Genomic DNA, 14,840 nt, shown 5'->3' with positions numbered 1-14,840 from the left:
GGCCCGGCCCCGGGCTGCGTCAGGCAGATAAGTATACCGGGACCGCACGGCTGCGCTGTTGATCTTTTTCCAGCCGGTCGAGGCAATCGAGGCTGATGGCCGAGGGGGAGGTGGCGCCGGTGAGGGTCATGGTGACCTTCATATCCTCGGCAAATAAGCGCAGCAGGTGCGCCACGCCCGCTTCGCCCGCGGCGGCCAGGGCATAAATATAGGCCCGACCAAGCAGGACCCCCTTCGCGCCGAGGGCGAGCAGGCGAATAACGTCCACGCCGGAGCGCACTCCGGAGTCGGCAAGGACCGTCAGATCGTCGCCGACCGCCTCCGCCACCCGCGGCAGCGCCCGGGCGGTGGGGATGGCGCCATCGAGCTGTCTGCCGCCGTGATTGGAGACCACAATGCCGTCGGCGCCCAGCCGCACGGCATTGCGCGCATCCTCGGCATCAAGGATCCCTTTGATGATCAGCTTTCCTGGCCAGCTGTCGCGGATCCACTCCAGATCGTGCCAGGCGATGGACGGGTCGAAGTTGTTGCTGATAAACCCCATATAGTCGTCCATGGTCATTTTGTGGCCGGTATAGGCTTCGATATTACCGAACGACAGAGGCCTGCCCGCCAGGCCGACGTTCATTGCCCAGCGCGGGTGGGTGCAGGCCTGAAGATACTGTCGCAAGGTGGCGTGCGGCCCGGACATTCCTGAGCGGTTGTCCCGATACCGTGAGCCGGGGATCGGCATATCGACAGTGAATACCAGGGTTTTCATGCCGGCGGCCCAGGCGCGCTCCAGCGCGTTACGCATGTAGCCGCGATCTTTCAGGACGTACAGCTGGGACCAGAGCGCGCCGCTGGCGTGGCTCGCCACCTCCTCAATGGAGCAGACCGACACGGTGGACAGCGTGTAAGGGATCCCGGCGCGGGAGGCGGCGCGGGCCGCCTGGACTTCGCCGCGGCGGGCATACATGCCGGTGGCGCCGACCGGCCCCAGCGCCACGGGCATCGCCCATGGGGCATCAAGGATGGTGGTGGCCAGCGTCGGTTCACCCGCCCCGCACAGCACGCGCTGGCGAAGGGCGACCGAGGCGAGCTCGGCGGCATTGGCGTTCATGGTATTTTCTGCCACCGCGCCACCGTCAATATAGTCAAAAAGGAAACGGGGCAGACGGCGACGAGCGGCTTCGCGATAATCGCTGGGGGCTGAAACAATCATAATTATATCCTTACGTCTTTTAACCTAAGTGGATGTTCTGCAGGCAAAAAAACTATAGGCTTCTTAAAATCGTTGGGGAAATGAAATATTAGCATCTCAGCCATTCCCTAATGGAATAATCTTGATTTGTCGCTTAAAGGGTTATTTCTTTTTTTTACCCTTCGGCGTTCGCGTTATTTTTTACGCCAGGCAGGGTGCGCAATAAACCCACCCTTCGTCATCGCCATGTAGGGGAAGAGAGGTGTCTTGCAGGATACGGTCCAGAAACCATTAAAAGGCTCAATAGATAATGTCGGTTTTCTGCTATCGACTCGTAACGAGAAATCTTAATAGCTCAGAGTAACCACCACCGTGTCGGTATAGGTTCCTGCCGCAGGCCAGTTTTGCGCAGGAATATTACCGTAAACCGTGAGTAACTGATCGTTACCGGTGGTTGATGTCTGGTTCTGCACCCTGTCGCTGTCATTCCAGGGTGTCGTATGGCCCGCATCCTGATAAAGATTGTAGCTGACGCAACTGGAACCCTGGCACACCTGTCTGCTTGTGCCGTTATTATGCATACCTTCACCAAGCGCGACGGTAAAATTAGTATTCACCGGGCATCGGATGGCGATATTAGCGGTGGCATCACCACGTAACTGACTGCTGGTAGCCGGGCTTTTGCTCCCAAAATCAAGTGGATCCACACTGACCAGTTCACAGCCATTTTTGACGGTCGCCTGGGCCTCAATGCTTGATGACAGAATGGTACCGCTCATGGTTGAGCAGGATGGCAGAGCATTGTTATCGGCGTTATCGCTGTACTTTACCGTTGCAGGTGTGCCGGCGTCGTAATAGTCGCCGGCCTGAAGTCCGCTTTGTCCAGACGGTATTTTAGCAACCAGGTTGATGTAAAACGTGTAGTTGGTTTGCCCGCCATCCAGAAAGATGTTCCGTTCAGCAAACGCACCACTGTTTGCGCCAATATCGGTACTCAGATCGTCAGCTGAGTAGACGAGATAAGACAGCGGGGCCCCTGATGGCACCGTATTCATCTGGGGGGGGGCGGTATTCGTCAGATTCATACACAGGCGTACATACCTCGGTGTTGAATCGTAATTATTACACTGGAATTCGTGCGCCTGGTTGGTCTGAGCCATCTCTCCCGCTGTTACCGTACCGAAACTAAATTTCGCCGGGCTTATGGACCGACACTCTGCGGCATAAGCGCGGGGGGAATAGTGAGATACCAGCAAGAATCCCGCACAGGCAAACAGAATGACACGCACTACTGGCATAGAACTTTCCTTTTGATAATAGTCTGACTGCCGACAGCCTCGGGTAAACGGATCTGGCACTGTCCGCTGTCCCAGCTCACAATGGCTTTCCCCTTTTGCGGTGGATCTTCCAGATAGATATTGCCGTCATAACCGACAATCGTCTCGGTTGTTCCCCGGCGCGGCGTATGGCTCTCGCTATCCTTGATCTGTACCTGGGCCGAGAAGGGCACCGGTTTGCCCTGGGCATCATGGGCCAGCAGCAGTATCGCCTTCGTCTGATATACCTCAAAGGTTGTCAACGCCCCCCCTTTTCTGCGGGGGATGGCAATCTGACTGGTGTAAGGAGCCCGGTAATCCGGCGGCAGATTTAAAGCATCTATATCAACATTGTTCTTTTGATACGCGAGCAGGTTGGTCAGGAACAACCGACCATTACTGTCTGTTTTACCCACCAGTCTGTGTTCCAGGCGGACAGGAATATCTGCCACCCCTTCGGTATCTACCATCAGGAAAGCCTCGCCAAGATCGCGGGTCGCATAAAGCCCACCCATAAACAGGCCTACCGCACCGGACATTGATGCGTAGTAGTCAGTCTCCTGACCGTAATTATTGATGCCAGCTTCCATATCGCTCCAGGTATTCCTGCGCTGAACGCTGGCATGCTGGTTATCATTTTGCCCATTACGCACAGAAGCATTCCATCCCCATCCCGGACGGTTTGACTCCAGGCTACGGCTGAGGCTGACCTGCTCGCTATTGCTGTGATTATCATGGTTATGCTGCAGCGTCAGATAATCCCGACTGGTAAACAAAGGAATGGTGAGATTGACGTAAAAGGTTTTATCACGCTCTTCTTCCAGTGACTGGGTAAAACTTGTGGCTAAGATCACGCGTTCTGAAAATGACTTTGACCATGAAACGCCCACATAGCGGGAGCGCTGATCGGTATATTGCTGGTTGATCCAGCTTGCGCCGAGCGTGCCAAGGGAAGGAAATGCCCAGCTGAGAAAGGCGCTGTCTTGCCGCGTGGCCAGTGTCGTATCCGCCAGAGCAGTAATATCGCGAAAAGTTCTCTCCCGCTGGGTATGATTGAGTGAAACATTGAAATAACGATCGTTCCATTGCCATCCTGCTCCCCACTGCAGCCCGTCATCATTCCGATAGCGTCCCCAGGAAAGGTCGAGATGAACCAGACCCAGCGTCGGGGATAACAAATAATTAGCGCCGGCGCCGAGATTATTCAGATTAGCGCCCTGTTCAGTATGTGATTCGAAGGTAAGCTGGTTCGTAGCGCCATACCGCCAGTCGCCGACGCCAATAAATTCAGTGTCATAACTGAATGAACGGACGCTGTAGTCTTTTCTCACCCAACCGGCGTTTAATCCCCACGTATGCAATCCCTGAGTCAGCAGGCGGTTGGTTCCGTAAAGTGCAAGGTCCACCACACGTTGCTGGCCGTTGATATCGGTAATAACCACCTGCGCGCTTCCATTGCCGGAGAGAACCGGCGCAGTATTCAACGTAAACTGACCGGGCGTAACCTGCTGAGAGGATGTTCTAATCCCCTGAATATACAGATCCACCGTTGACGGCATGGTAACGGAGTCGGTTAAAATATCTCGAGTGGAAGTATTGACGCTGGGCTGCAGGGTATAGTTGCGAGTCAGGCTAATGCCACCGAACCGCACGCTGTTAGACCAGGTCTGGCTGGCCGTGTAATTATCCCCGACGGTCAGGCTGAGTAATTTATCAATATTTTCCCAGGTCCAGCTGGTCATTAATCGTGTTGTGCCGGTGTCCTCTCCGGAATAGCTTTGGCTGGCAAAGCGACTGTTGAATGAACTGGAAAAGTGGCCCGGACTCAGACCAAACGTACGAAATTCTGAATACGCCGTCAGGTATTGATTGTCGCTATTATGGCTGGCGAAAAGATTATAATTAAGCGCCACACCGCTGACCTCTCTGGACAGCTGATCTTCATGGATAAATTGTGCATCCTGACGCGCGCTGAGGTGCTGAAAGCCGGTCAAACGAGTGCTGTCGGCAGTGATGAGCAGGGCCTGGTTTAAATCATCATAGCGGTAACTTAGCCCATGTTTTTGCTGGAGTTCAATATATTCTCCCGAAACAGGAAGATCGTCGGTCCGTATAGGTATGCCTTGCGCATCGGATGCCATAATGCTCAGACGTTCTCCCTGTTTTTTTACCGGGATCAGGCCAGTAACAGGTGAACCATTCACACTGATCGTGAGGTACAGCAACCCCTCGTCTGTAGATGCTCCGCAGACAAGGGGGGAAAACAGCAGCGCGGAAAAGAAGAAGTTACCGTGTAAGGTTAATTGTTTTATTAGTCTCATTATCATTTATAGTCACGGATAAAGACGTCCCTTTATTCATCCCTTTAGGCAGGAACCACGACATTTCACTTCCGGGGAGAACATATCCCATTAGTCCTGGATTAATGACAAGTTTTTTTTCTGCTGATATCAGGGAAACATTACTTAATTTGATATGCTGAGCATTGGTGTTTTTTATGAACAGACGCGGTGTCGCCCCACTGGTATCTAATGATGCACGAATTTTGCTGATGTCAGTTTTTGTCTCCGAACATGACAAAAAGACCGGTATGGAGTAACGCAGCAAAAATTTTACCTGACTGGTTGAAGTATTTGATTTAGTGTCAGGTAATTCATCGACAATTAAACGATAAGCCTGTTCATGCCCCTTGCTGTTGCCAGGTATAATGAGTCTGACAAGTTGTTGCTTACCTGCAGGAATAGCGGCAATAGGGGGGCTGCTGATTATGTCCTGGGTCGGGGTAAGTACATCATTATTGTTTTTTTGCTGCCAGAGATAGAGGCGCATCTGGGTACCAATTGGCGCAGGACCGGTATTTTTGATATATATCGGCCGCGCCGCTTGACCCTGGCAGAAGTTCACGGTGACGGGGTACATCTGTAAACTTGCGGCATATGAAAATACACTCAACGAGCAACCAAAAAAAACGGAAAATGAAGATAAAAAACCAAATTTCATATGCGCAGCCTGAGTCTTAGTAAGTAACTTGCAAAGTAACGGTATCGGTATACGTGCCTGCAGCAACATTACTTAGCGCCGCGTTTCGTATTTTCCCGTAGATTGGAATGACCTGAGCGGCACCCGTTCCGGTTGAAGCAGAGGCGCTAACCTCAGAATCTGAAGGGAGCTGTTGGGCCAGAGGTTGTGAACCGGCATTATCCAGGTAGAGCACATACGCTGCAGTATTGGTACCCGCGGTGCCAGAAGCATTTGTTAATTCATAGGTATGTGCGCTGTCAGAGGTCAAAATATAGGGGGTGCCAGCAGTACAGGTGACGGAGGCATTGGTCTGGCCTTCAATGTTGGTATCGCCGATAGCATGCGTACCAAAATCGAGGGGATCAACGGCAAGAATACAGGATGATTCTACTGTCAGGGTAACATCAAGGTTTGCCGTAGCGGTGGTGGCCGCATTAGCAAAAGCACTGCATAATAATCCCGCCGAGCCTAACGCAAAGACAACAAGACTTTTACGATTCATATCGACCTCATAGCATTAACATGTGATGAAATAATTTTTTAATAAACCATTGAAATACCCACATATGAAAAGTGGCCAATTCACTAAAAGGGCACCAGATGCCTCCATGATAAACGCCGCGGACGAAGCAAAGCGTTGTTTTCATCCTCAGAACCCTACATTCAGTACCTGGATAAATTGCTCACGAGGTATAATATTGCACAACTTCGTTACATTGCCACAACATTTGAAAAAAAACTATCATGTTTTTTTGTAATTATATTAATATGATATAATTTGCATTGCTAACTATCATGATGGGCTCCTCCTCTGAGTAGTGTTTTCGCTCGTTCATCATGGTGTTAGGTGATGTCACAGGTAGTGCAATTGTTCGCAGAAAATAGAAGACGATGCCATTATGGCCTTACTATTAGTCATAAGCATTGCGCTATGCCTGGAAAACGACGCCACCAAGTGTTTGAAGGGCTCAGGCGTAAATCTAATCTAGAAAAAATGGTGTTAATTATGGTTAATCACCCCAAAATATTCTTTTTGTGGTTGCTTTGGGGTATGTGTTTTTTTGGAATGAAAAGTAATTATGGTATTTATAGGCGTCTTTCTTTTATTTCTAAAAAGCACTTGTTGCGATATTGTGTAATATTAATGATGCCCCTGTGGAATATGAGTTTTTTGGGGCATTATCAGGGATAATAAAATAGGATGCAAAATGATATATGATTGGTTTGAAAAGTCCCCCATCCTGCGTGGGCGCGCCAGTATAAGACGTTTTACAAAACATAGACGCAAACCTGACGAGAGCGCATGGTGGCCGGGAAAAGCGCGCAGAAATAATTCCTCCTCGTCCACCACCGGCGGCGATCATCCCCTGCAGCATCTACCCGGTGTACCCGGCCATGCGAGACATATCGGCCGTCTTCGCCTCCACGCCTTCGTCAGGACACCATTTTCGGGCGGCATGAAGGACCGCCTGCGTTTTAAGCCTGTTAATTATGCATTAGCGTTACCTCTTTATAATCATCAGGTTATTTGATATCGCCCGAATGGCGATGTTGTTCGCATGTTTTCCGGCATATGCCAATCAGGTAAATATGAAATGGAGCAGTGGCTATCTTTTGCTAGCCTTTCTGAGGAGGACAGACGGAGCGACACCATGAAAGATAAAGATGAACAAACGGCATTGATTGGCATGGCTATCGGCGCGGCGGTCATTAGCTTAGTGGCGACCCAAAAGCAGATTAATCAGGGGAGTATCGTGGATGAGCTGGTGCGGCTGGGCAGACAGAAGGGAGATGGGGTGGAGGATGAGGTCTTTGTCCAGGCCGCCCGCCTGGTGAGAAAAGGGACCTAGCCAACCGATAGCCTTCCTGACTACCCGTTTCATCGCGGTTTACATCCCCCCCGATCGCGGCCACGTCTCCGCCAGGCCGCGACCGCCCCTGCCGAAAGCGTCGCGCCTTGACGCTTTCTTCTCACGCTTTCTCATTCCGCAGGCCAGCGCCTGTTCAGCGCGCATGGCCGCTTAGTGACGCCGTCACTTTTTCCGTCTCTGCGCCAGGTTGAATCAGGAAGGTGGTCTGCTGCTATCGCATAAATCGGTATTTTCGATACATCTTTGCCATTGCGTGCGGTAACAGAACAATATCAGAATAACATATTATAAATCATATGATTAGGTTCCACTTGCGTACCCTGATAATCCCCGGGCAAGGGTCTATGCTTATAAAAAGCGCTAAATGAGGCAATACCCCTGCTGCAGAAGGGTTGAAGTGATAATCATTATCACTAACATGGCGGTATGCCTTGATGGCGCCAACCTGGAGGTCTATCGATGGAAGTACAAGCAGGAACCTTTAATCCCGCCGATTTCAGCTGGCAGGGACTGACCATGACGCCGGCCGCTGCCGCGCATATTCGCGATCTGATGCGTAAGCAGCCGGACAAAAAGGGGCTACGGCTGGGTATCAAAACCAGCGGCTGCGCCGGTTTTGGCTATGTGCTCGAAATGATTACCGAGCCGGCGCCCGACGAACTGCTCTTTGAATCTGACGGGGCGAAGCTGTTTGCGCCGCTGCAGGCGATGCCGTTCATTGACGGCACGGAGCTGGATTACGTCCGGGAAGGTTTAAATGAAATCTTTAAATTTCATAACCCGAAAGCGCAGCACGAGTGCGGCTGCGGCGAAAGTTTTGGGGTGCAGGCGGAGTAACTATGTCGCGTAATACTGAAGCAACAGACGATGTCAAAACCTGGACCGGCGGCCCGCTCAATTATAAAGAGGGCTTTTTCACTCGCCTGCAGACCGATGAGCTGGCCAAAGGCATTAATGAAGAGGTGGTTCGCGCCATCTCCGCCCGTCGCAATGAGCCGCAGTGGATGCTGGAGTTCCGGCTCAATGCCTACCGGGCGTGGCTGGAGATGGAAGAGCCGCACTGGCTGAAGGCGCATTACGATAAGCTGAATTATCAGGATTACAGCTACTATTCCGCCCCCTCCTGCGGCAACTGCGATGAGACCTGCGCCTCCGAGCCCGGCGCGGTGCAGCAGACCGGGGCCAACACCTTCCTGACCAGCGAGGTGGAAGAAGCCTTTAACCAGCTGGGCGTGCCGGTGCGCGAAGGGCGCGAGGTGGCGGTGGACGCGATATTCGACTCGGTGTCGGTGGCGACCACCTACCGTGAAAAGCTGGCGGAGCAGGGGATCATCTTCTGCTCTTTCGGCGAGGCGATCCACGACCATCCGGAACTGGTGAAAAAGTATCTGGGGACCGTGGTGCCGGGCAATGACAACTTCTTTGCCGCGCTGAACGCCGCGGTGGCTTCGGATGGCACCTTTATCTATGTGCCGAAGGGCGTCCGCTGTCCGATGGAGCTGTCGACCTATTTCCGCATCAACGCCGAAAAGACCGGCCAGTTTGAACGCACCATTCTGGTGGCCGATGAAGGCAGCTACGTCAGCTACATTGAGGGCTGCTCGGCGCCGGTGCGCGACAGCTATCAACTGCACGCCGCGGTGGTGGAAGTCATCATCCATAAAGACGCGGAAGTGAAATACTCCACGGTGCAGAACTGGTTCCCGGGGGATAACAACACCGGCGGGATCCTCAACTTTGTCACCAAGCGCGCCCTGTGCGAAGGGGAGAACAGCAAAATGTCATGGACCCAGTCGGAAACCGGCTCGGCCATCACCTGGAAATACCCCAGCTGCATCCTGCGCGGCGATAACTCGATCGGCGAATTCTTTTCGGTGGCGCTGACCAGCGGTCATCAGCAGGCGGACACCGGCACCAAAATGATCCATATCGGCAAGAACACCCGCTCGACCATCATCTCGAAAGGGATCTCCGCCGGACACAGCCAGAACAGCTATCGCGGGCTGGTCAAAATCATGCCGACCGCGACCAACGCCCGCAACTTCACCCAGTGCGATTCGATGCTGATCGGCCCGGACTGCGGGGCGCATACCTTCCCGTATGTGGAATGTCGCAACAACAGCGCCCAGCTGGAGCACGAAGCGACCACCTCGCGGATCGGTGAGGACCAGCTGTTCTACTGCCTGCAGCGCGGGATCAGCGAAGACGATGCCATCTCGATGATCGTCAACGGCTTCTGTAAAGACGTCTTCTCCGAACTGCCGCTGGAGTTCGCCGTCGAAGCGCAAAAATTGCTGGCCATTAGCCTTGAGCATAGCGTCGGCTGATAATTAAGGAAAAAAGATGTTAAGTATTCAAGATTTACACGTCGCCGTCGAAGATAAAGCGATCCTGCGCGGGCTGAACCTTGAGGTGCGTCCGGGGGAGGTCCACGCCATTATGGGGCCGAACGGCTCGGGGAAAAGCACGCTTTCGGCCACCCTGGCCGGGCGCGAAGATTACGAGGTCACCGGCGGCAGCGTCGAATTTAAGGGCAAAAACCTGCTGGAGCTCGCCCCGGAAGATCGCGCCGGGGAAGGCATCTTTATGGCCTTCCAGTATCCGGTGGAGATCCCCGGCGTCAGCAACCAGTTCTTCCTGCAGACCGCGCTGAATGCCGTGCGCAGCTATCGCGGCCAGGAGCCGCTGGATCGCTTCGACTTTCAGGATTTAATTGAAGAGAAAATCAGGTTGCTGCAGATGCCGGAAGATCTGCTGACCCGTTCGGTGAACGTGGGTTTCTCCGGCGGCGAAAAAAAGCGCAACGACATTCTGCAGATGGCGGTGCTTGAGCCGGAGTTGTGCATTCTCGATGAATCGGATTCCGGGCTCGACATCGATGCCCTGAAAATCGTCTCCCAGGGCGTGAACGCGCTGCGCGACGGCAAACGCGCCTTCATCATCGTCACTCACTATCAGCGCATCCTTGACTATATCAAGCCGGACTATGTCCATGTGCTGTATCAGGGGCGGATTGTGAAGTCGGGGGATTTCACTCTCGTCAAACAGCTGGAGGAGCAGGGCTATGGCTGGCTTACCGAACAGCAGTAATGCGCTGCAGCAGTGGCACCATCTGTTTGAAGCGCAGGGCGACCAGCGTACGCCGGAGGCCAGCCAGCATCTGCAGCAGCTGTTGCGCCTGGGTCTGCCGACGCGCAAGCAGGAGGACTGGAAATACACCCCACTGGACGCGCTGATTAACGGCCGCTTCGTCGCCGATGAGGGAGCGTCGGTCAGCGCCGAGCAGCGTGACGCGCTGGCGCTGCCGCTGGACGCCTGGCGACTGGTGTTTATCGACGGTCGCTATCATCCTGAGCTGAGCGACGATCTCGCCGCCAGTGGCATGGAGGTCAGTGTCGATAACCAGCGCCAGCATCTGCCGGATGCCCTCCAGCCGGAGGTGTTTCTCCATCTGACCGAAAGCCTGGCGCAGACGGTGACCCGCCTTCGCGTGCCGCGCAACCGCCGCCTGGATAAGCCGCTGCTGCTGATGCATATCACCCGCGGCCTGGCCGGCGATGCGCTGAATACCGCCCACTATCGTCACCATCTGGCGCTGGAGAGCGGGGCGGAGGCGACGATTGTCGAGCACTATCTTAGCCTTGATGAGCAACCGCACTTCACCGGCGGGCGGCTGACCATGACGGTGGCGGACAACGCGCGCCTGCAGCACATCAAGCTGGCGTTCGAGAACGCGTACAGCTACCACTTCGCCCATAACGACCTGCTGCTGGGCCGCGACGCCTCGGCTTTCAGCAGCAGTTTCCTGCTCGGCGGTCAGGTGCTGCGTCATCACACCAGCACGCGTCTGGGCGGCGAAAACAGCGACCTGCGTCTTAACTCGCTGGCGATGCCGGTGAAAAATGAGGTCTGCGACAGCCGCACCTGGCTGGACCACCAGGTGGGGTACTGCACCAGCCGCCAGCTGCACAAAACCATTGTCAGCGATAAGGGCCGGGCGGTGTTTAACGGGCTGATCAACGTCGCGCCGCATGCGCTGAAAACCGACGGCCAGATGACCAACAACAATCTGCTGCTCGGGCGGCTGGCGGAGGTCGACACCAAACCGCAGCTGGAGATTTACGCCGATGACGTGAAATGCAGCCACGGGGCGACGGTAGGGCGCATTGACGAAGAACAGCTGTTCTATCTGCGCTCGCGCGGGATTGAACAGCAGGCGGCGCAGCAGATGATCCTCTACGCCTTCGCCGCCGAGCTTACCGAAGCTATCCACAGCGACGCGCTCAGAGAGCAGGTGCTGGCGCGGATTGGAGAGCGTTTGCCGGGAGGCACAGCATGACATTTTCAGTAGAACGGGTTCGCGCCGATTTTCCGGTACTGAGCCGGGAGGTCAACGGCCAGCCGCTGGTCTATCTTGACAGCGCCGCCAGCGCCCAGAAACCGGAGGCGGTGATTGGCGCCGAAGCGGAATTCTATCGCCACGGCTACGCGGCGGTGCATCGTGGGATCCATACCCTCAGCGCGGAAGCCACCGCGCGGATGGAGGCGGTGCGCCAGCAGGCGGCCATCTTCCTTAACGCCGGCTCGGCGGAGGAGCTGGTATTCGTGCGCGGCACCACCGAGGGCATTAACCTGGTGGCCAACAGCTGGGGAAATGCCAACGTCGGCGCCGGGGATAACATCATCATCAGCGAGATGGAGCACCACGCCAACATCGTACCGTGGCAGATGCTCTGCGCCAGGGTAGGGGCTGAGCTGCGGGTGATCCCCCTCAACCCGGACGGCACCCTGCAACTGGACGTGGTTCCCGGGCTGTTTGACCAGCGAACCCGCCTGCTGGCGATAACCGAAGTCTCCAACGTGCTGGGGACGGAAAACCCGCTGTCGGCGCTGATTGCCCTTGCGCATCAGCATGGCGCGAAAGTGCTGGTGGACGGCGCCCAGGCGGTGATGCACCACCCGGTGGACGTTCAGGCGCTGGGCTGCGATTTTTATGTCTTCTCTGCCCATAAACTGTACGGCCCGACCGGGATCGGCGTGCTCTACGCCCGGGCCGAGCTGCTGCAGACAATGGCGCCATGGGAAGGGGGCGGGTCGATGATCGCCACCGTCAGCCTGACGGAGGGCACCACCTGGAACCAGGCGCCCTGGCGCTTTGAGGCCGGCACGCCGAATACCGGGGGGATCATTGGCCTCGGCGCGGCGCTGAGCTACGTCAGCCAGCTGGGACTGACCCAGATCGCCGAATACGAGCAGACGCTGATGCGCTACGCGCTGGAGGCCCTGCGCGCGGTGCCGGATCTGATCCTCTACGGTCCGGCGCAGCGTAAAGGGGTGATTGCCTTTAACCTCGGCCAGCATCATGCCTATGACGTCGGCAGCTTCCTCGATAACTACGGGATCGCCGTGCGGACCGGGCATCACTGCGCCATGCCGCTGATGGCCCGCTATCAGGTACCGGCCATGTGTCGGGCGTCGCTGGCGATGTACAATACCACGGAAGAGGTGGACCGCCTGGTGGCCGGCCTCCAGCGGATCCACAAACTATTAGGGTAAAGGACGTGACGATGGCGGCATTACCGGACAAAGACAAACTGTTGCGCAATTTTAGCCGTTGCGCCAACTGGGAAGAGAAGTATCTCTATATCATTGAGCTGGGCCAGCGGCTGCCGCCGCTGAGCGCCGAGGAGCACAGCCCGCAGAACATTATTCAGGGCTGTCAAAGCCAGGTGTGGATCGTGATGGCGCAGGATCCTTCCGGCGTTGTCACCCTGCGCGGCGACAGCGATGCGGCGATTGTCAAAGGGCTGATTGCGGTGGTGTTTATCCTTTATGACCGGATGACCGCCCAGGACATCACCGAGTTTGACGTCCGCCCGTGGTTTGAAAAAATGGCCCTCACCCAGCATCTTACCCCCTCCCGCTCGCAGGGCCTCGAAGCCATGATCCGCGCGATACGCGCGAAAGCCGCAAATATTAGCTAGAATAAACAGGTAGATTTCATTCTGTTACGTCCGGCAGGGCGCTGACCCTGCCGCCGTTCAGTCTCCTGGCGTTTTATCAGCGAAAGAAGGAATCTCAGTATGAAACGCAAAACGATGATCGCTTTAGCCCTTCTCAGCGCCCTTGGCGCCTCACCGGCCGCCTGGGCCGTCGATTACCCGCTGCCTCCGGCCAACAGCCGGCTGATTGGCCAGAACCAGTACTGGACGGTTCAGGAGAGCGATCGCAACCTGCAGGCGATTGCCCGCCATTTCGATACCGCGGCGATGCTGATCCTTGAAGCCAACGATACCATCGCGCCGGTGCAGCCGAAGCCCGGGACCCAGGTGCTGATCCCTTCTCAGATGCTGCTGCCCGACGTGCCGCGGGAGGGGATTGTCGTCAACCTCGCGGAGCTGCGGCTGTACTACTTCCCGCCGGGAGAGAATCAGGTCCAGGTTTATCCCCTGGGCATCGGCCAGTTAGGGCTGGAAACGCCGGAGATGACCACCCGCGTCGGGCAGAAGATCCCTAACCCGACCTGGACACCCACCGCCGGCATCCGCGCGCGCTCGCTGGAGAAAGGGGTGACGCTCCCGGCGGTGGTGCCGGCCGGGCCGAATAACCCGCTGGGCCGCTATGCGCTGCGTCTGGCCTACGGTAACGGCGAATATCTCATCCACGGGACTAACGCGCCGGACAGCGTTGGGCTGCGCGTCAGCTCGGGCTGTATGCGGATGAACGCCGATGACATCAAGGCGCTGTTCAGTCAGGTGAAAACCGGGACGCCGGTGCGGATCATCAATCAGCCGGTGAAGTTTGCCGTCGAGCCGGATGGTAAACGTTATGTAGAGGTCCACAGGCCGCTGTCGCAAACGGAAGGGGAAAACACCCGGACCATCGCTTACACGCTGCCAGCGGCGTTTCACGCATTCGCAGAGGATAAAGCGGTGGATGACCTGCAGCTGAAAAAAGCGATGTCGAGAAGGGCGGGCTATCCGGTGGTGGTATCGACGGGGGCGGGTAGCGCGGCGACGTCGCTGTCGGCGCAGAACAGTTCGTCTGACAACGGCCTGCTCACCCAGTAGCCCTCAGCGCGAGGGAAAAAAAAATGGCGCACAGAGTGCGCCATTTTTATTACCAGAACTCTTACTTACGGTAAGAGTGAGCCTGGTTGTCCAGACGCTGGTTAGCGCGAGCTGCGTCGTCTTTAGCAGCCTGAACGTCGGAACGCATTGCGTTCACGTCGTTGCTCAGCTGGTCAACTTTAGCGTTCAGAGTCTGAACGTCAGAAGACAGCTGATCGATTTTAGCATTGCTGGAGCAACCAGCCAGCAGAGTAGAACCCAGGATTACCGCGCCCAGTACCAGTTTAGTACGATTCATTATTAATACCCTCTAGATTGAGTTAATCTCCATGTAGCGTTACAAGTATTACACAAACTTTTTTGGGATGAGAATATTTTT

At 55.4% G+C, this 14,840-nt stretch carries 14 protein-coding genes; 8 read left to right on the top strand and 6 right to left on the bottom strand.

All coding sequences use genetic code 11. The features are described from left to right. Positions 1-19 precede the first annotated feature (19 nt). The 5 genes from lldD to AC6CWS_RS19310 all read right to left on the bottom strand — a co-directional run bounded on the left by lldD (position 20) and on the right by AC6CWS_RS19310 (position 6,022). Positions 20-1,204: an FMN-dependent L-lactate dehydrogenase LldD gene (lldD, locus tag AC6CWS_RS19330; RefSeq protein WP_080901485.1), complete on the bottom strand. Its 1,185-nt coding sequence runs from the start codon at positions 1,202-1,204 to the stop codon at positions 20-22. A 326-nt stretch (positions 1,205-1,530) separates the two neighbouring features. Then, positions 1,531-2,481, bottom strand: coding sequence for a Csu type fimbrial protein (locus AC6CWS_RS19325; RefSeq protein ID WP_065881323.1), 951 nt, complete (start codon positions 2,479-2,481; stop codon positions 1,531-1,533). Beyond that, positions 2,472-4,820 (bottom strand): fimbria/pilus outer membrane usher protein, encoded by a 2,349-nt coding sequence (locus tag AC6CWS_RS19320; protein ID WP_167878912.1) that lies wholly within the window; start codon positions 4,818-4,820, stop codon positions 2,472-2,474. The genes AC6CWS_RS19325 and AC6CWS_RS19320 overlap by 10 nt, the downstream gene beginning before the upstream one ends. Further along, positions 4,786-5,499, bottom strand: a complete 714-nt coding sequence (locus tag AC6CWS_RS19315; protein WP_074442548.1) for a fimbrial biogenesis chaperone — start codon at positions 5,497-5,499, stop codon at positions 4,786-4,788. The genes AC6CWS_RS19320 and AC6CWS_RS19315 overlap by 35 nt, the downstream gene beginning before the upstream one ends. A 16-nt stretch (positions 5,500-5,515) precedes the next feature. After that, a complete protein-coding gene (locus AC6CWS_RS19310; protein WP_074442549.1) occupies positions 5,516-6,022 on the bottom strand; it encodes a Csu type fimbrial protein in 507 nt (168 codons plus the stop codon). A 1,150-nt stretch (positions 6,023-7,172) separates the two neighbouring features. Between AC6CWS_RS19310 and AC6CWS_RS19305 the strand changes: the two genes are divergently transcribed. The 8 genes from AC6CWS_RS19305 (at position 7,173) to ldtE (ending at position 14,461) form a co-directional block, all read left to right on the top strand. Continuing rightward, positions 7,173-7,370: a hypothetical protein gene (locus AC6CWS_RS19305; RefSeq protein ID WP_004203090.1), complete on the top strand. Its 198-nt coding sequence runs from the start codon at positions 7,173-7,175 to the stop codon at positions 7,368-7,370. Positions 7,371-7,850: 480 nt separating this feature from the next. Then, positions 7,851-8,228, top strand: a complete 378-nt coding sequence (gene sufA / locus AC6CWS_RS19300; RefSeq protein ID WP_065881326.1) for a Fe-S cluster assembly scaffold SufA — start codon at positions 7,851-7,853, stop codon at positions 8,226-8,228. Between the two features lie 2 nt (positions 8,229-8,230). Then, positions 8,231-9,718 (top strand): Fe-S cluster assembly protein SufB, encoded by a 1,488-nt coding sequence (gene sufB, locus AC6CWS_RS19295; protein ID WP_023290077.1) that lies wholly within the window; start codon positions 8,231-8,233, stop codon positions 9,716-9,718. Positions 9,719-9,734: 16 nt separating this feature from the next. Then, positions 9,735-10,481 carry a Fe-S cluster assembly ATPase SufC gene (gene sufC, locus AC6CWS_RS19290; protein ID WP_065881329.1) on the top strand — a complete coding sequence of 249 codons (747 nt, stop codon included), beginning with the start codon at positions 9,735-9,737 and terminating at the stop codon, positions 10,479-10,481. Further along, a complete protein-coding gene (gene sufD, locus AC6CWS_RS19285) occupies positions 10,456-11,730 on the top strand; it encodes a Fe-S cluster assembly protein SufD (protein ID WP_065881331.1) in 1,275 nt (424 codons plus the stop codon). Before sufC ends, sufD begins: the two co-directional genes overlap by 26 nt. Then, positions 11,727-12,947: a cysteine desulfurase SufS gene (gene sufS / locus AC6CWS_RS19280; protein ID WP_065881332.1), complete on the top strand. Its 1,221-nt coding sequence runs from the start codon at positions 11,727-11,729 to the stop codon at positions 12,945-12,947. Before sufD ends, sufS begins: the two co-directional genes overlap by 4 nt. An 11-nt stretch (positions 12,948-12,958) precedes the next feature. After that, the gene (gene sufE / locus AC6CWS_RS19275; protein WP_023290073.1) at positions 12,959-13,375 is read left to right on the top strand and encodes a cysteine desulfuration protein SufE; all 417 of its coding nucleotides are present in this window, start codon (positions 12,959-12,961) and stop codon (positions 13,373-13,375) included. 99 nt (positions 13,376-13,474) lie between these two features. Continuing rightward, positions 13,475-14,461, top strand: a complete 987-nt coding sequence (ldtE, locus tag AC6CWS_RS19270) for a L,D-transpeptidase LdtE (RefSeq protein ID WP_065881334.1) — start codon at positions 13,475-13,477, stop codon at positions 14,459-14,461. Positions 14,462-14,522: 61 nt separating this feature from the next. Here ldtE and AC6CWS_RS19265 read toward each other — a convergent pair whose 3' ends face one another. Next, positions 14,523-14,759 carry a major outer membrane lipoprotein gene (locus tag AC6CWS_RS19265; protein ID WP_002908860.1) on the bottom strand — a complete coding sequence of 79 codons (237 nt, stop codon included), beginning with the start codon at positions 14,757-14,759 and terminating at the stop codon, positions 14,523-14,525. Positions 14,760-14,840: the final 81 nt, after the last annotated feature.

The sequence above is a fragment of the Klebsiella sp. M041 genome, assembly GCF_059759695.1.
Note: the sequence above shows the minus strand (reverse complement) of the source record. Positions and strands in the feature narration are given on the sequence as shown.